Below are 17,990 nucleotides of genomic sequence, written 5' to 3'. Positions count from 1 at the left end.
TGTGCAAAATTAACTGTAGCTTTTTTCCCGTCAATCGCGTCTTAATTTGTATGAAAAAGACGAATAGACTGCAAACGAATTGACCATGGAGGTATTGAGGGAATGAAAATGGTGAAGGGCAAGCGATGGCTGCTTTCCATGTTCGCGCTCCTGTTGCTGCTGGTGTTGGGACCTGCGCACCAAGGGGCGGTCGCTCTGGCAGAGGGCACGATCCAGCTAAGGGTGAGCGCAGGGATCGATGGCGCGTACAAGGAAGCAGGGCAAGTGCCGATTGTGGTGACTGTAACAAATGGAGGCGCTGATACGGAAGGCAACCTGATGGTAGCGACGGGGAACAGAGGGAACAATCAGTATTCCGCCGCCTATTACCAGCCAGTGTCGATTGCCAAAGGCGTGACCAAGCAAGTAACGATCATGGTGCCTGGTTCAGAGCTGTACAACAGTACGTATGTAGCCATGATGGTAAACGACAAGATCGTAGCGCAAGCGCCCTTGAATGGTCAAAGCTACAGTAACGATATGGTAATGATCGGGGTGCTGGGGCAAAACGCAGATACCGCGAATTTCCTCTCGGCGCTGCCGCGGGACACGTTTCCGAATCCGGCGAAAGCAGTGCCGATGAAGCCGGAGAATGTTCCGACTTCGGGCGTGCAGCTGCAAATGCTCAACATGCTGATCCTGAACAATTTTGCCCTGGATTCGTTGAATGAGCAGCAAATTCAGGCGATACGCGACTGGACAAAAGCCGGGGGCAAGCTCGTTCTGGCAGGTGGTGCCCAGTACAAGAAAACCGCAGGAGCGCTCGCTGACCTCTCTCCTGTGGAAGTGACCGGGACTACGAGCGTGAAGTCGCTGGCCAACTTGAAGACGGATAAAACGAAGCCCGTTGAGCTGACGGCTCCGTTTACGGTCAGCAACGGTACAGTAAAAGCCGGGAAAGTGCTGTACAGCGAGGGAACAATCCCGCTGTTTGTCGTACATAACGTAGGGGAGGGCAAAGTGCTGTACGCAGCCTACGATCTGGCGGAGGAGCCTGTCGCCAGCTGGGCCGGGAACAGCCGCTTCTGGTCTGACCTTTTAATCAAAGCGTTTGGTTCCTCGCTCGGCGACTTCAAGTCGTCTTCGCTTGACGGCATTTGGCCACTGCGCGAAGCATCAGATATGAATCCGGACCTGAAAATTCCGGAAGTAAGCTGGTTTGCCCTGTTGTTCGGGATATATGCCCTGATTGCCGGACCTATTTTGTTTTTCATTTTGCGGGCATGGCGCAAACAAAGCTACATGTGGGGCATCGTGCCAGCTTTGGCGATTCTCACGGGGATCGGGATTTTCTCGTTTGGCGCTTTGCAGCGTGGTACGGGCGTCCTCGTCCATCAAGTGAGCTTCGTCCAGTTGCAAAACGATGGACAGGCAAAAGTAAACGGGCTTACCTCCTTTTTTGTGCCAAGAAACGGTGAGTATCGCCTGACTGTAAAAGGGCAAGGACAAGCCCAACCGCTTGCAGATCGGGAGCGGACAGATGTGATTCCTAAAATCTGGACTTCCACCCAGGCGGATCAAACGGATATTCAGTTCCGCGACGTAGAATTTTGGTCGACGCGCAAAGTGGCGACAGAGCATACGATTTCCGATGCAGGCAGCTTTGAGTCGAACTTGTCCTACAAAGAAGGAGCCTTAACAGGAACGGTTACGAACAAGACCAAGTTTGCCCTGCGCGATTTGACGATTTTTTCCGGTAACCAAGTGCAGGAAATTAGCGAGCTGGCACCTGGAGCAAGCATTGAAGTCAATCTGCCGTTCCAGCCAGCAGCCCAGGCGAGATGGAGCAATCGTCAATCGTACGCTACGACGGCGCTGCCTGCGCATCTGCGCTCCATTCAAACAGAGCAGACGCGTGAGCAAGTCATGATCGAAATGCTGGAAATGACTGATCGCAGAAACAATCAGAACGAAATCGTGAGAATCGCAGGCTGGACCAATCAGTCGGTTGTCGATGCTGTCGTGCAAAACGAAAACACCAAGCTGGAGAGCCTTACACTAATTACTTCCGAACTGAAGGTGCAGCCTTCCAAAGACGGACATGTCTACTATCCGACAGGTACATTCGATGTCACGATGTCGGGCAGCTCCGTTCCGGTTGGCGATGAAGGGGACGGCTACCGCTTGCCGGCAGGAGACATTACCTTTGACTTCAATCTGAGTCAGGAAAACAAGAAGCTGAAGATCACAAACGTGTATTTGTACACCTGGTCGGATGACAACACGCCATTTTCCAAGGAAGTGTACAACTGGAAGGCAAAAGCTTACGAGCCGTTTGAAAAAGCGTTCAACAACACCGTCATGTCAGGCGACAAGGCTGCCCTGTACGTGTCGGCAGACGGCATGATGCGCATCAAGTTTGCCAATCAGCTGCCTGATGAACGCCATATCGGCATTCCGAATGTGAGCGTGGAAGGGAAGGTGAGCCAGCAGTGATCCAAATTCGCAATTTGCAAAAGAGCTACGGGAAAATGCAGGCGTTGAAGGGCCTGACAATGGACATTGAAAAGGGCACGGTTTTCGGTTTCGTCGGTCCGAATGGGGCAGGAAAATCTACGACCATGTCCATTTTGGCTACCTTGCTTGCCCCTACGAGCGGCAAAGCGTACGTGGGCGGCTACGAGGTGACGAGTCACCCGAAGGAAGTCCGCAAACTGATCGGCTACATGCCGGACTTTTTCGGCGTCTACGACAACTTGACGGCAGAGGAGTACCTGGACTTTTACGGTGCGAACTACGATATTCCGGCTGCGGAAAGAAAACAGATCATTCCGCAACTGCTCGATCTGGTCAATCTCAGCCACAAGCGCGACGCGTACGTTGATTCGTTGTCGCGGGGGATGAAGCAGCGGCTTGGGCTGGCCCGCTCCCTGGTGCACAACCCGGAAGTGCTGATTCTCGACGAGCCCGCCTCCGGTTTGGACCCGCGGGCGCGGATCGAGCTGCGCGAGATTTTGAAGGAACTGCGCGATATGGGGAAGACGATCATCATCAGCTCGCACATTTTGCCTGAGCTGGCAGAGATGTGCGATGTCATCGGGGTGATTGAAGAAGGGAATCTCGTCGCATTTGGACGAGTCGATGAGATTTACGCGAAAATGCAGGAGCAGCGCGTGCTGCGCATTCGCTTGACTGGCCAGCTTGAGGAAGCGATGACGCGGTTGCGTGAAATGCCTGTGATCACGAGCGTAACGCGCGAAGGAAGCTGGGTTGTCGCCGGGTTTGCCGGAAACGACGAGCAGCAGGTGGAGCTGTTGCGGGAACTGACGACAGCTGGTTATCCGGTGGCAGCCTTCAACGAAGCGGTGGGCGATCTGGAAGACATCTTTTTGGAAATTACGAAAGGGGTGGGCTCATGAACGTCCTGAGAAGATTGCGCAACCCTGTGTTATTCAACGAATGGAAATTGCGGATGCGGACGAACCGCGCCCCGTGGATCATTTTGTTTTACTTGCTGGTGTTGGGAACTATGACGTTGCTCGCCATCTTTTTCATGACGAATGGCGGCAGCTACTACAAGCCTGGCGAGACGCGGGAGCTGTTCATGATGCTGTCGATCTTTCAACTCGGCATGATCGGCTTTCTCGTTCCGGGTCTGACCGCAGGGGTAATCTCGGGAGAGCGCGAACGGCAGACGCTGAGCATCCTGCTGACGACAAACATAAGCGCCACGAGGCTGATTTTGGGAAAATGGCTGGCTTCGCTCAGCTTCATGATGTTTCTCGTGTTCGCCACCATCCCGCTGTACGCGATTGTCTTTTTGTATGGCGGGGTGTCTCCGCTGCAACTGATCAAAGTGTTCGGCTTCTACGTCGTTACCATGCTGGTAGTCGGCAGCATCGGCGTACTTATATCGACCTTGATCAAACGGACGGGAATTGCCACGGTCGTCAGTTATGCAGTCGTATTCGGTGTGGCGATCGGCACAAGCGTGCTGGCGGAAATTATTCGCCAGTTCATCCGTTATCAAAATCGGATGAATCAGGTGACTTCTCCGCCGAACTCCATCTGGCCCGATCTGTTGCACAGCATCAATCCGGTGTTTGCCATGCTGAACATTTTTGAAGAAGGGCCTGTCCAGGATTTGAGCAGCTTCACCAACGCCCAGAGCTTTTGGGCGAATGTCGATCCATTTTGGAATTACTGCCTGTTTTATGGGGGATTGACTGTTGTCTGCTTGTTGCTTGCGATTTACTTCATCCAGCCTGTGCGCGGACGGAAGCGCAAGGCGTCAGCCGGGGAGCAGTAAGCCATGTTTACCGCGAAACCGGACAATGAGCTGAAGTCGCTGCTGAAGCCAGTGCGCAGAAAGCTGCAAAACCAGGTACTGATCCAACAAATCACGTTGTACGGCTTGTGGGGGGCGGGGGGAAGCGGACTGCTTCTCCTCGCTGCCCGTTTTTGGCCGATCCCGTATTACGCCTGGCTGGCGGTAGCCATGTTTCCTCTAGGGCTGGCGATTGGCTGGATGAGCACGAGGTGGCGACAAACGACTTGGCAAAAGAGTGCGCAGGCGGCAGACGGCAACGGGCTTGCCCAGCGCGTGGAAACGGCGTGGGAGCATCGCGAAAGCACCTCCTCCGTCGCGGTCATGCAGCGGGAAGATGCGCTGCGGCATTTGCGCAAAAACTTGCCGGACATCATCGAGAGCATTCGCGTTTGGGCCGGGCTGAAAAACAGGTTGTTCGTCACAGGCGGTTTGCTTTTGCTGTGCTTGCTGCTCTTGGTTTGGCCCAATCCGCAAGATGTGCGGCTTCTTCAGATGGAGCAGGCAAAACAGGCAATCGCCAAGGTGGAAAAAGAAATCGAGGAAATCAAGGCGAAAACGAAAGCAAATGAAGGGTTGAGCGAGGCTCAGAAGAAACAGCTGGAAGAGATGCTGGAGCAAGCGAAGAAGAGCATCGCCAAAGCAGACGATCCCGCCGGACGGCTCAACGCGCTGCGGGCGGCAGAAAAGCAGCTGGAAAAGCTGCGGGCAGCGGAGCAGAACAAGACAGCATCGCTGCAAAGCTTGCAACGCAGTCTCGGCAGCCAGAAGTCGACAAAATCAGTGGCCGACGCGTTGGCCAAAAGCGATCGCGAAGCATTGAAAACGGCGCTTGCCGAGATGGCAAAAGAGCTGGAAAAGATGAAAGAACAGGAGCGGGCTGAGCTGGCCCGGGAACTGGAAAAAGCCGCAGAACAGTTGAAAAAGGACGCGGAATCCGCCAATGCGCAAGAGCTGGCGGATACGGCCAACCAGTTGGCACAGGCCGCCAAGGAAATCGCAGCCGGGCAAGACCCGGAAGCGATGAAGGCGCTGGAAAACAGCCTGCTGCAAGCGATGGGAGCAACCCAGCAGTCCCAGCAGGCGATGCTCGCGGCCTCCCAGGCGGCAGCTTCGCTCACTCAGTCGCAGATGACGCTGGCAAGCGCCGCAGCTGCCGGAAGCAATAACGGGGCGAGTGGAACCGGAGCAGGCCAGGCAGTCCCTGCGTCGACTACCCCGGGAAACAACCAGGCAGCAACGGGCAGCGGAGCGTCAGCCAATGCGAACGCTGCGGCCAATCAGACGAATCAGGCGAATCCGCCTGCAAACGGCAACACAGGAGCAGGTCAAGGCAACGGCTCAGGAAAAGGTGCCGGGAACGGCGCGGGCAATGGTTCGGGAAATGGCGCCGGAGCAGGCGCAGGCGGCGGAAGCGGAAACGGTCAAGGGCCGGGAGGCGGACTGGGCGCAGGAAAGCACGAGCTGGTCACGATTCCGACCAGCCGCATCGGCGGGGAAAATGGCCCTTCCGAAACGGTAGGCGGCCCTTTGGGAGCAGGTCCTTCCCAGTCGCAGCAAAGCAGCCAGACACAGGTGACCTCCGGCGGAACGCTGCCGTATGAGGAAGTGTACGGCCAGTACGAGCAGTTCGCCCGCGAGAGCATGGAAAAAGGCACGATTCCCGGCGACTATCAAGATATCGTCAAAGACTATTTCAGCAAAATTGAGCCTTAGAAAAGGAGGGCGCGGCTATGGCACAGCAAACGCTAGAAGATTGCTTGCAGCGAGTAGAGCTAGTCAGACAAGAGATCGGAAAAGTATTGGTGGGACAAAAAGACGTCGTCGAGCAACTTTTGTGGGCGGTGTTCGCGGGAGGCCATGCTCTTTTGGAGGGCGTACCCGGTCTGGGGAAGACGCTGCTCGTGAAAACTTTGTCGCAAGCTTTTGAACTGTCTTTTCAACGCATCCAGTTCACCCCTGATTTGATGCCGACTGATATTACAGGGACAAACATTCTTCTCGTGGACGAGACGGGGCAGCAGTCGTTCCAGTTCCAGCACGGACCGATTTTTGCCCATGTCGTACTCGCCGATGAAATCAATCGGGCAACACCGAAGACGCAGAGCGCGCTGCTTGAGGCCATGCAGGAGCGCACGGTTTCCGCAGGGGGCGTCACTCGACCGCTGCCTGCGCCGTTCTTCGTTTTGGCGACACAAAACCCGCTGGAGCAAGAAGGGACTTATCCGCTGCCCGAGGCCCAGATGGACCGCTTTTTGTTGAAAATCGACGTGCCGTACCCGACAGCTGACGAACTGAAGGCAATCGTACAGCGCACGACGACCGGGCAAGCGATTCCGGTAGAAAAGGTGGCATCCGGCGAGCAAATCGGGCAAATTCAGCAGGCCGCCCGCGACATTTTGGTGGCAGATGCGGTGCTGGACTATGCTGTCAACTTGCTGCTTGCCACTCACCCTGGCGAGCGGGCTGTTGCTTCTGTCAATCAGTACGTGCGAAACGGGGCAGGGCCGCGCGGGGTGCAGGCAATCGTCTCCCTGGCAAAAGTGCGGGCGCTGCTTTCCGGGCGTTACAATCTCGCCTACGAGGACGTGGAAGCGGTAGCTTTGCCAGCCCTTCGCCATCGCATTTTCCTCAATTTTGAAGGCGAGGCGAGCGGAGTGCGGGCCGATCAGATCATCCGCGATATTTTGGACGCGCTGTCGGGGCAGAAAGCATGAGTCAGCACCTGCTTGACCCGGCATGGCTTGCCAGACTGGAACGGATGCAGCTTGCCATCAGGAAAGCCGTCAGCGGCAGCCATGCGGGAAAGAGACGGGCCAGACAGCTGGGCAGCTCGATGGAGTTTGCCGACTTCCGGGCGTACGTGCCGGGAGACGACTTGCGCCAGCTGGATTGGAATGCGTATGCGCGCTCCGGCAAGCTGTTTTTGAAAAAGTATTTGGATGAAACCGAGCTTCACGTGAGCTTGTATATCGATTGCAGCCGCTCCATGGGCTACGGGCAGCCGAGCAAGCTGTCGCGCTCGGTGCAGATTGCCGCGGCTTTGGGGTACTTGTCGCTGTGCCACCTCGATCACGTATCCGTCTACGCATTCGATCACCGCATCGTAGCGTCCTTGCAAGGGTTGCAGGGCAAAGGTCAGGCGCATCGGCTGCTTTCCTTTTTATCGGCGATCGGGGAAGGCGGCCCGGGGGATTTGCATGGCGCACTCCGCCAGCCTGGAGCAGTTCGCGGCAAAGCAGGTATTTCGATCGTGCTTTCCGATTTTTTGTTCCCGGACGGCTACGCGGAAGGGCTGGCCTACTTGCAGGCGGCGCGGCAAGAGGTGACGCTTGTGCAGGTACTTTCCCAGGAGGAACGGCAGCCGGATTACGCAGGCGAGCTGCGGTTGATCGACGCCGAGACCGGACAGGCAAAAGAAGCATCGATGACTGCCTTGTTGCTGGCCGAGTACGCGAAAAGCTTGCGCGATTTTCGCCAGGAGCTGGCTGCTTTTGCCTACGGAAGAGGCATCGCTTACACAGAGATCGAAGCGGAGCAATCGCTGGAATCGGTCGTCTTTCACGTATTTCGGCAGGCGGGCATGATTCGCTAGAGAGGAGAGAGACTTCATGCAGTGGATGGGACTTTCCAGCATCTGGTTTGCACTGATCATCCCGGCCATCATCGTCCTCTACCTGCTCAAAAGAAAAGTAGAGGATCGCGTCGTGCCGAGCACGCTGCTTTGGCAGCGAACGTTGCAAAACTGGGAAGCGGTGCGGCCATGGGAAAAGCTGCGGCGCAACTTGCTATTGTTCCTGCAACTGCTGGCGGCATGCTTGCTCGTTCTGGCACTGACCAGACCAGCCATGCCAACGGAAGGGATCACGGCTGACCACACCGTGCTTGTCGTCGATACATCAGGCAGCATGCTGGCAAAAGAGGGAGAAGAGACGAGGCTGTCACGGGCCGTCTCCGAAGCGAAGGCGCTGGTCGAGAAGCTCGGCAGCGCTCAGACGATGACCGTGATTGCCGCCGGGAGCGAGCCGAATGTGCTGGTGTCCAAAAGCGCCGACAAAACCGAGCTGACAGCGGCGCTGCAAAAGCTGACAGCCAACATGGGAACGTCTGACCCGCTGTCTGCGCTGTCGCTGGCGGGAGCGATCGCGGCGAATGAACCGGGAAGCGGCGTCATCTGGATCGGGGATGGCAATGTGGAGCGAAAGCTGGCGACCCAGTCATTGTCCGCCTCGTCCGCAAGCTTTCGCTTCATGCAGATGGGGAGAACGCGTGAAAATGCGGCGATTGCCGCCTTTGTGACACAGGCCGGGCCAAACGGTGTCGAAGCCCTTTTGCGCATCGATAACCATGGCAGCGCCCAGTCGCGAGGAACCGTCACGATTTTTGATGACAAAGGCAAGCTGCTGGACACGAACCAGTTTGCCATCGAGACAGCACGTTCCGGGACGTTTTCGTTCACAGAGCTGCCTGTCTCGACTGCCTATCGCGCTGTCATTGCGCCGGAGCAGGACGGCTTGCCGCAAGACAATGAAATCTGGAGCGTGCCATTTGCGGCGAGCAAAGGAAAAGCCGTGCTGTACACTCCGGCGGGCAATCGCTTTTTGCATCAGGTCATGCAGACCGTTGGCAGCCTGGAGGTGGAAACCGTCCAGAACGCTCCCGGGCCGAATGCCGAGGCGCGCGATTTGTGGGTGTTCGACGGCGAAGTGCCGGACAAGCTGCCGCAGGGCAATATTTTGCTGATCGCGCCAGACAGGAAAACGGATTGGCTGCCGCTTGCAGGCGAGCAGGAGCTGGAGCAGGGACCGCAAGCCGTCTCCGCAGATGATCCGATGCTCAAATACGTGGATTGGCGCGAGGTGCATATTGCCAAAGCGGCGGTTTTAGGCGAAATGCCCGGGATGAAGACACTCGTGCGAGCCGGTGACGCGGATTTGGTCAAGGCTGGCGTGATCGACGGCAGGCGCATCGTCGTGTTTGCTTTTGACTTGCACGACTCCGATTTTCCGTTGCGCCCGGCTTTTCCCATTTTCATGCAAAATGTTGTGAACTGGCTGTCGCCAGCGCAAACGGCACCCATCGCCACCAGTCATCCGGGAGAGAGCCTGAGCATTCCGCTCACGCCGGGGGCAACGGAGAGAAGCTTGACGTATCCCGATGGTCAGCAGCAAGCGATCAAGGCAAACGGAACGGTCTTGACGATACAGGTGCCGGAGCAGATCGGCTTGTACAAACTGGACGAGACATTGGACGCGGGAGCTGTGAGCAAGTATTTTTCCGTGCGCCTGAGTGAGAGCGAGTCGGATATTACGCCGAAAACGCTCAGTGTTGCCAGTTCGCAGGCTGGACAAGGCGAAGCAGAGCAGCAAAGAGCGGGCACAGGCACGCGGGAGTTGACGTACTGGCTGGCAGCGCTTGTGCTCTTGGTTTTGCTTGTGGAATGGAGGGTGTACCAACGTGGGTATTAACTTTACACAGCCGTGGCTTTTGCTGCTTTTGTTGCCTGCTGCCTACCTCGTGATCCAGTGGTGGCAAAAGCAACAGCAAATGCCCGCAAGCAGAAAAACCGTTATTGCCACCCTTCGTTTCGTCTTGTTCGCGCTGCTCATTTTCGCGTTGGCAGGGACGCAGCTGCTCACGCCTGTTCAAGCCAAGACGGTTGTTTTTGTCGTGGACCGTTCAGCCTCGATGAAGGACGATCCGCGGGTGCTCTCGTTTTTGCGAGACGCTATCGGACAAAAGCGTGCGGAAGACAAGTATGCAGTCGTTGCCGTCGGAGCTGACGCCGCTGTCGACCAGCCGTTGACATCGCGCGAAGAGCTTGCGCCGCTGGGAGTCGAAGTGAACCGCAACGCGACGAATCTGGAAGAAGGAATACGGCTTGCGGCGGCGATGATTGGGAGCAACACGAGAGGCAAAGTCGTGCTGCTCACCGATGGGATCGCGACGAACGGCGATGCTTCCCGGCAAACGAAGCTGGCGCAAGAACGCGGCATCAGCGTAGAGGCTGTGTCCTTGCAGCAGCCGCAAGGAGATGAAGTCGTTCTCTCGTCTGTGCAAGTTCCGCAAAGGTTGTACGCCGGAGAAGAGTATGCGATCACAGTCGATGTGGAGAGTTCGCTTGCCACAGAAGCGACGCTGCGGTTGTACGAAGGCAACCGAGCAGCTGGTCAGCAAACGGTGCAAATCGATAAAGGAAAAAACCGCTTTGTCTTTTCGCAAAAAGCGATGGAGCAAGGCTTTCACCGTTATCGGGTGGAAATCGAGCCTCGCCAGGATACCGTTCAGGCGAACAATCAGGCAACGGCTTATACCCAAGTAGCCAGAGCGCCTGTCGTCCTCGTGCTGGAAGGACATCCGGGCGCGGCGAAAAATCTCGTGCAGGCGCTCCGGGCAGGCGGGATGCAGGTCGAACAGCGCGAGCTTGCGCTTTTGCCCAAGGAGCTTGCGGGCTACAAGCAATACGCGACGATCGTGTTGTCCGATGTGTCCGCTACCCAAATGAGTGACGCTGACATGGAGCGCATGAGGACAGCGGTGCGCGACCTGGGGCTGGGGCTGATTATGACCGGAGGAAGCGAGAGCTTCGGAATGGGCGGCTGGTTCCAGACGCCGATCGAAGAAGCGCTTCCGGTGCATATGGATTTGCGCGGAAAACAACAGCTTCCTTCTCTCGGGCTGGAACTGGTGATCGACAAATCCGGCAGCATGAGCTCAGATGCCAGAGGTGTCGATAAAATGGAGCTGGCGAAGGAAGCCGCGATTCGGGCTACGACCATGATGAATCAGCAAGATTCCATCGGAGTCATCGCGTTTGACGGTGATCCGTGGGAAGTGGTTGCCCCGCAGACCGTCGCCAACAAAGAAGAGATTCACCAGCAAATCGGCCGCATTCGCGCCGATGGCGGAACAGATATTTACCCCGCGCTGCAGCTGGCGTACGATCGGGTGAAACAGATGAATACGCAGCGCAAGCACGTGATTTTGCTGACGGATGGACAGTCAGGCATGCAGGATGACTACCAGGGGCTATTGCAGCAAATGACCTCCGAAAATATTACGGTGTCGACAGTCGCGGTGGGAGATGATGCGGATCATACGCTTTTGGAAATGATCGCAAAAACAGGCAATGGCCGCTATTACTTTGCCAATGACGCCGAATCGATTCCGAAAATTTTCAGCAAGGAGACGGCACTGGCCAGCCGGACATTCATCGTCGAAAAGCCGCAAATTCCCGAAGTGACAGGAGTCGGCATGTGGCCGACCTTGCAGCAGGCATTGCCGCCGCTAAGGGCGTATGTGGCGACAACAGCCAAACAGACAGCGGAGACGTCACTGATGAGCATGGATGACGACCCGATTTTGACCCGCTGGCAGTACGGGCTGGGACGCGCCGTTGTCTGGACGAGCGATCTCGAAGGCAAATGGGCGCCTGACTGGGTGAGTTGGGGTGGCACTGGCCGTCTGTGGAATGAGGTAGTCGCCTGGACATTCCCGCAAATCGCGGAAGGAAAGTGGAAAGCGCGGACAAGCCTGGACGGAGCTGCTGGCAGTGTAAAAGTGACGATGCCTGCCGGGGCAAGCTTGCCGCAAGAGCTGGAAGCTGTTGTCCTCAACGAGAAAATGCAGCGGGAGATCATCAAGCTCAAACCGATTGCCCCAGGGGTTATGGAAGGCAAGTTCGAGACGGCAGACCCCGGTACGTACATGATCCAGATATCCGAAAAGAGTCAGGGACGCGTACTCGCGAGTCAAACGACAGGACTGACCGTATCTTACTCTCCCGAATACGGAATGTCGCGGGACGGAGAAACAGAGCTGCGCACCTGGCTGCTCGCAGGTGGCGGCAAACAGATCAGCGAACCGCAGGAAGTCTACGGCGGTCCGTTTCCCGCCAAGTGGGACACGCAATCCATCGGGGAGTGGCTGTTGATGCTTGCGGCATTGCTTTTGCCAGTAGATATTGCGGCGCGCCGCTTGCAACTGCCCGATCAATGGTGGACAAGGCTCGCGGGCCTGTGGCGCAGATCAGCATCGCCTGCAACAGCCGGGTCGCAGCCGCAGCAAACGGTATGGACGCAGCTGTCAGACAGACGTTCCGCGACCCAGCGTTCGCGTTCAGACGCCCCGGCGCACATTCGCAAAGACAGTGATTTGACTGCTTTCCAAGCAAAAGGCACAGCCAAGACCGTGCAGGAACCGTTGAAAAACAGACCAGCAGCGGTATCGGGACAACAGCCGTCGTCCCGCGAGGAACAGCAAGATTCGGATGATACGCTCAACAGGCTGCTCGCGGCGAAAAAGCGGCGAAGCAAACCGTGAGCAGCGAAAAAGCAGCCCGGTACATGACCAGGCTGCTTTTTCTTCTATTATTCGGGATGATTGCGGGTAGCGCGACCTGCTTCGTAGGGAGTGGTTACTCCTTCGTACAAAAGATGCATGCTCATGCCAAGCGCGGCGTGATCCTGATTGTGGCAATGGTCCATCCAAAGGCCGGGATTGCCAGCGCGAAAGGCGACTTCGTACGTCTCGCCCGGCGCTACATTCAGCGTGTCCGTCCACCAGGGACTTCCTGTAGTCTGTCTGCCGTTGCGTGTGAGGACGAGCATGTGATGACCGTGAAGATGCATCGGGTGATCCATGAAGCTGCGGTTGACGAAAGTCATTTTCACCAGGTCGCCCTCCTGGACGAGCATCATCGGCGTGTCGGGAAACACCTCGCCGTTTATCGTCCACAGACCGTCGATGCGGCCATCGTACATCCCGAAGGCGACATCAAACAGCAGAACGTATTCGCGATCGTACGATGTGGCGAGATCAAAAGGCAAAGGCAGCGGAGCGCCGTAGCGAGCAGGATCGAACAGCGGCAAGTCTGCTTGCAGGTTCGGCAAGGCATCGCCTCCGTCCGGGCTGAGCAGCAATCCTTTGCCGCGGTTTTTGCCTTGGGTCGCTTGTGTGAACAAGACGGGGCGATTCGGCATGGTAAAGGAGACGTCATATCTCCCTCCGGCAGCAAGCTTTAGCGCTTGGTTGGCAAGCAAATTCGGCTCGTTGACTTCGTTTCCGTCAATGGCGCTCACTTGAAAAGAAGTGCCGAGGAGCTGATAAGTGACGGGCAGGTTTTCCGCGTTGATGAAACGAAGTCTTACAGGAGTACCAGGGGCAACCGTTTGCTTGGCAAGCATGTCTGCGCCATTCAGCGTCGGTCCCTCTCCTTTTGGTTTGTGATGAATGAGGGCAAGATCGCGGATGGCGGGCTCTGACCGAGATGCATTTGCATTGGCAGCAGGCTCAATCACCATAGCGCCAAAAAGCCCTTTTCGCACCTGGACAGAGGCTTGCTGATGCGAGTGGTACCAAAAGGTTCCGGCTTGCTCGGCGCGAAAGCGGTAGACGTGCTTTTCGCCAGGAAGTACAGCGTCCTGTGTCGCTCCGGCTACGCCATCTTCGGCGTTGGGAACGTTCAGACCGTGCCAGTGAATGGTGACGCCATCAGCGATATCTTTGTTTTCCAGGACGATCTCAACCAGCTCGCCTTGCTTGAGCCGCAGCTCTGGCCCGGGGTATTGCCCGTTAAAGGTCCAGGCTTCCAGCGTATTTCCGGAAGGCAGCCGAATCGTCGCTTTTTGCGCCGTCAATGCGAATTTCCGCTCTGCCGTGCCCGCACGCGGCCCGGTCAAGTCCGCTACGCTGACCGTTTTGGCATTCGACGAGGGCGCAGTGCCGCTGTCCGGCGCATGACTAGCGTGCGAATGAGGGGCAAGTTGCTTTGTGCTTAGCCCAGTATCGACGTTCGTATGACTGGTCATGTTGAACTGTTCCGGAAGCAGGCTGGCTTGAAGGGCCTGACTGCCAAACGCGACAAGTCCGGTGGACAGGACCATGAATACACCCGTTGCCCGCAAAAAACGAAAAAGCGGCGCAGGGCGCTTCCATTCTCCTGGGTGGGAGCAACGCTGCTGCTGCCATGATTGAACGATCCAGAGCGCTGAGGTGGCAGCCACCATTACCACCCAGGCGACGAGCAGCGTGGATGGCTCCAGCGTGACAGCAGGGAAGGTAAGCTGCAGGCAGCAGGCTGTGACACTGCCCAGAACGGCAAGCTGCAAGGGAACGATCAGCTCAGGCGCCGAAACCATTTTTCGGAGATGTTCATCCACCCGCTCATGATCTGTAGTGTAAAAAGGGTCTGCTTGCCGCAAAAGACTCATGTCTGCTGAAGCAACCTCTTGCGCAATCAGAGACATGTCGGGATTATCGACAATATAAGATGGCTTGTTGCTGCATCTGCCCAGCTTTGCTGCCAGGTCCAGCAAGCGGGGAAGCGAGAAAAAAAGCACGCAAATAACAGGGACAGCGATCAGCGGGAGAAAGCCGATTGTTTTGTCCTTTATGTAAAGCCAACCGAATGATTGAAAATACGCCCAGGTCAAAAGCAGTTGTCCGGCGAATACAGACAGCGATATCCAGACAAACAGCAGAGTCAAGCGGGTCTTTCTTGCAAGCGCTCGTTTGGTTGGCTGATAGACGAGCGTATGGGCGATAAGGGCCGGGATGAGTGTCGTGAGGACCAGAACGAGAAACAAGCCTTGGTGGGTTCCGGCGAGCACCGCAAAATCTGCCATAAATAATTCCTCCCGTGAACAGTTCCATTCTTACATGATAGAGAGCATCGCTGATCAGCCAAACGTACTGGGGCAGTATTTTCCCTCCGTCTCGGGACGGATACATGTGAGTGAAAGGAGTGCAGAAGGCATGTCTTTTGACTTTTTCGAGACATAACAACGCTCGGAACGCTGTCGTTCTCCACCTGGATCATCGTCATCCAGCCAATTCGAGGCAAACGACAGAAACAGGAGGAGACATCAATCATGGAACAAAGAACAGCATGGGAGATTTTCAAGCGAGAGGTAGAAGCGCCATTTGCCGGATGGAATTTTCAGCGGCTCACCCAGACAGGGAGAATGCAGGAAGCTCCGCTGACCTGGAATTATGCGAGTATCGTCAAAGCGCTGATGAACGGGATTGACTCGATGCTCGATATGGGAACAGGCGGGGGAGAACTGCTCGCTTCCTTGCAGCCGCATCCGGCGAGAACGTTTGCGACAGAAGGATACCAGCCCAACGTAGGAGTAGCCCGGGCCAATCTTGCGCCACTGGGCATCGAGGTGGTCGAGGCGGACGGAGAAGATGTGCTGCCATTCGCGGATCGCACTTTTGATCTGATCATCAATCGTCATGAATCGTATTTGCCGAGTGAGCTGTCGCGCTTGCTGAAACCGACCGGGACGTTCGTAACCCAGCAGGTCGGCGGGCAGGACAACCTGGAGTTGAACCGTTTGCTCGGAGCGCCGATCCCATCCGATTATTTGCACTGGAATCTGGCTTTTGCAGCTGCCGAGCTACAGGACGCAGGCTTTGTCATTTTGCAGCAAAAAGAGGAAATGAGCTTCACCCGTTTCTATGACGTCGGGGCAATCGTCTACTATTTGAAGGCGATCGAATGGCAGATTCGCGACTTCGCGGTAGAGCAATACGCGGAAGCGCTGCTTGCTTTGCAAAAGAAAATGGAGCCGATCGGCTATGTGGATATTCCTAACCATCGTTTCATGATTTTGGCAAAATTAGGGTCATATTCAGTTAATAAATAGGCTCCTTTTTGTCGATAAGACAAATAGGGAGTTCAGTACAAAAGCGCCCTTTGGGGCGTTTTTTGTTTGAAGAAACTTCTGTGGGGGAATTATCGATCTATTAATCTATCGTACAGAGAAAAGGGGAAGTGAGAAAGGATGAACAAGAGCTTGGCTAGTCGGGTGGTCGCGCTCGTGGCTGTGATTGTCGTTTTGACGATGGCAGTCAACGTCTTCATGATCAATCAAAACAGCGCAACCACGATCGAACGGACGCTTTCACGCTCAAGTATTGGAACCGCGATGCATGTAGCGGCAGGCATCGATACAGAGAAGCTCGCCAGTTTCTTGGCAAAGCCCGAGAAAAATGACGAGTACATGTCCATCCAAAAGACGCTGAAAGAGTACATGGACAAGACGGGAGCGCTATACGTATACATTCTCCAGGCAGATGGAGAGAAGGTCAAAATCATGGCGGACGGCATGGTCGAGGATAGCTTCACGATCGGACAGCCTACGACTTCGACCACCTTTGCAGACATCGCGCCCGTGCTTCAAGGCGGAACGAGCAATACGCCAATCGTCAATGATCCGGTTTACGGTTCGTATCTGAGTGCGTTTGCACCGATCCAGGACAAGTCCGGGCAAGTTATGGCTATTCTCGGTGTCGATACCGCTGCGGAAAAGGTCGAGCTGATCAACGAGCTTGTACTGAGTGAAACGATGCCGCGCATCATTATTTCCATGGCTGCGGTGACGATAGTCGCCTTGATTGCGGTCTACTTCGTGGTGAAAAGAATGCTGCGTCCGCTGGGAATCGTACAGGAAGCCTCGGCGAGGATCGCTGGAGGCGATTTGACAGACGCGAAGATCGCCGTCACGAAGCGAAATGATGAAATCGGCCGGATCGTTGTCGCTTTCAGCGAGATGACAACACAGCTTCGCCAAATTATCGGCGGCGTCAAGGAGACGACAGAGCGCATCGACAATATGGCTGTTTCTATTCGGGAAGGCGCTTCCTCTGTTCGCGAGCAAAATAAAAATATCGTGGTTACGAGCCAGGAGATCGCATCTGGCAATGAACAAACGGCAACGGCGATGGAAACTACCGTGCAAACGGTTCAAGAATTTTTGAGCGAGCTGTCCGAGCTGAACAGCGCGATCGAAGCGATGGACGCCGTTTCTAACCAGGTAGCTGACATCGGCCAGAGCAGCTACACAGTATTGCAGGAGTTTTTGGCTGACGGCACGGAAACGAACAATCAGTTCCACGATGTCCAAAACACGATGATGATTTTGGAGGAAAAATCGCGCCGGATCAATGACGTAATTGAAACGATCCAGCAAATTGCAGGACAGACGAACTTGCTCGCGCTGAACGCTGCCATCGAGAGCGCCCGGGCCGGGGAAGCGGGTCGCGGCTTTGCCGTGGTTGCAGACGAGGTGCGCAAACTGGCTGAGCAGACAGGAGCGGCAACGCTGGTCATTCAGGAGAGCATCAAGGACATCCAGGATCAGGTGAAGCAGGCAGCCGAAAAAACGAACGGAACTTTGAACCGTTACAATGCAGGAACACAGCGCCTCGATTCGGTGGCAAAAGGAATCACCGAGCTGTCCACGATGACGAACACGCTCAAAACTTCGCTGGCCAATGTGATTGCAAGCGTTGAAACCATGAAGCACGGTCAAAACAAGGTGAACGAATCCGTATTGACCGTAACGGCGATCTCCGAACAGACAGCCGCTGCGACCGAAGAGGTGTCGGCTACGATTCATGACGTCAGCGGCAACGTGGACCAGTTTGTCGTCGAAATTCAGGACGTTACCGAAAGCATCCAGGAGTTGCGCAGAAAAGTGGATACGTTCCGCTTGTAAGCTTTGCCCGAAACAAAACAGCCCTTCGCACTGGCTGGGACTGACCCCGTAATGTGAGACAAATCAAAACACCTTCAAGAGAACCTGACCATGTCGTAAGATATGGGGACAACCTTGGAGGTGTTTTTGCGTTGGCAACTAGAGTTAGTTATCCCGTAGAAATTAAAATGAAAGCAACT

The 17,990-nt window shown here is 55.7% G+C and carries 11 protein-coding genes; 10 read left to right on the top strand and 1 reads right to left on the bottom strand.

Annotated features, from left to right (window positions below; genetic code table 11):
* Positions 1 to 102: 102 nt before the first annotated feature.
* The 8 genes from EDM60_RS25065 to EDM60_RS25030 are packed head-to-tail and all read left to right on the top strand — an operon-like array spanning position 103 to position 12,628.
* On the top strand, positions 103 to 2,475 hold the full coding sequence (locus tag EDM60_RS25065; RefSeq protein ID WP_122966385.1) for a DUF7408 domain-containing protein: 2,373 nt from the start codon (positions 103 to 105) through the stop codon (positions 2,473 to 2,475).
* Positions 2,472 to 3,398: an ABC transporter ATP-binding protein gene (locus EDM60_RS25060; protein WP_122966384.1), complete on the top strand. Its 927-nt coding sequence runs from the start codon at positions 2,472 to 2,474 to the stop codon at positions 3,396 to 3,398. Before EDM60_RS25065 ends, EDM60_RS25060 begins: the two co-directional genes overlap by 4 nt.
* Positions 3,395 to 4,288 carry an ABC transporter permease gene (locus EDM60_RS25055; RefSeq protein WP_122966383.1) on the top strand — a complete coding sequence of 298 codons (894 nt, stop codon included), beginning with the start codon at positions 3,395 to 3,397 and terminating at the stop codon, positions 4,286 to 4,288. The genes EDM60_RS25060 and EDM60_RS25055 overlap by 4 nt, the downstream gene beginning before the upstream one ends.
* A 3-nt stretch (positions 4,289 to 4,291) precedes the next feature.
* Positions 4,292 to 6,022: a coiled-coil domain-containing protein gene (locus EDM60_RS25050; RefSeq protein WP_122966382.1), complete on the top strand. Its 1,731-nt coding sequence runs from the start codon at positions 4,292 to 4,294 to the stop codon at positions 6,020 to 6,022.
* Between the two features lie 17 nt (positions 6,023 to 6,039).
* Positions 6,040 to 7,023, top strand: coding sequence for an AAA family ATPase (locus EDM60_RS25045; RefSeq protein ID WP_122966381.1), 984 nt, complete (start codon positions 6,040 to 6,042; stop codon positions 7,021 to 7,023).
* Entirely contained in the window at positions 7,020 to 7,901 is an 882-nt protein-coding gene (locus EDM60_RS25040) for a DUF58 domain-containing protein (protein ID WP_122966380.1), read from the top strand. The genes EDM60_RS25045 and EDM60_RS25040 overlap by 4 nt, the downstream gene beginning before the upstream one ends.
* Positions 7,902 to 7,917: 16 nt before the next feature.
* Entirely contained in the window at positions 7,918 to 9,774 is a 1,857-nt protein-coding gene (locus tag EDM60_RS25035; protein WP_122966379.1) for a vWA domain-containing protein, read from the top strand.
* Entirely contained in the window at positions 9,764 to 12,628 is a 2,865-nt protein-coding gene (locus EDM60_RS25030; RefSeq protein WP_122966378.1) for a VWA domain-containing protein, read from the top strand. The genes EDM60_RS25035 and EDM60_RS25030 overlap by 11 nt, the downstream gene beginning before the upstream one ends.
* A 47-nt stretch (positions 12,629 to 12,675) precedes the next feature.
* Here EDM60_RS25030 and EDM60_RS25025 read toward each other — a convergent pair whose 3' ends face one another.
* Complete coding sequence (locus EDM60_RS25025; protein WP_122966377.1) at positions 12,676 to 14,931, bottom strand: multicopper oxidase family protein; 2,256 nt, start codon at positions 14,929 to 14,931, stop codon at positions 12,676 to 12,678.
* 246 nt (positions 14,932 to 15,177) lie between these two features.
* Here EDM60_RS25025 and EDM60_RS25020 point away from each other — a divergent pair, with 246 nt between their 5' ends.
* Both EDM60_RS25020 and EDM60_RS25015 read left to right on the top strand, forming a co-directional pair.
* Positions 15,178 to 15,957 (top strand): class I SAM-dependent methyltransferase, encoded by a 780-nt coding sequence (locus EDM60_RS25020; RefSeq protein WP_122966376.1) that lies wholly within the window; start codon positions 15,178 to 15,180, stop codon positions 15,955 to 15,957.
* Positions 15,958 to 16,095: 138 nt separating this feature from the next.
* Complete coding sequence (locus EDM60_RS25015; protein ID WP_122966375.1) at positions 16,096 to 17,811, top strand: methyl-accepting chemotaxis protein; 1,716 nt, start codon at positions 16,096 to 16,098, stop codon at positions 17,809 to 17,811.
* Positions 17,812 to 17,990: the final 179 nt, after the last annotated feature.

This window comes from Brevibacillus parabrevis (assembly GCF_003710905.1).
Lineage (GTDB): Bacteria > Bacillota > Bacilli > Brevibacillales > Brevibacillaceae > Brevibacillus > Brevibacillus parabrevis.
Note: the sequence above shows the minus strand (reverse complement) of the source record. Positions and strands in the feature narration are given on the sequence as shown.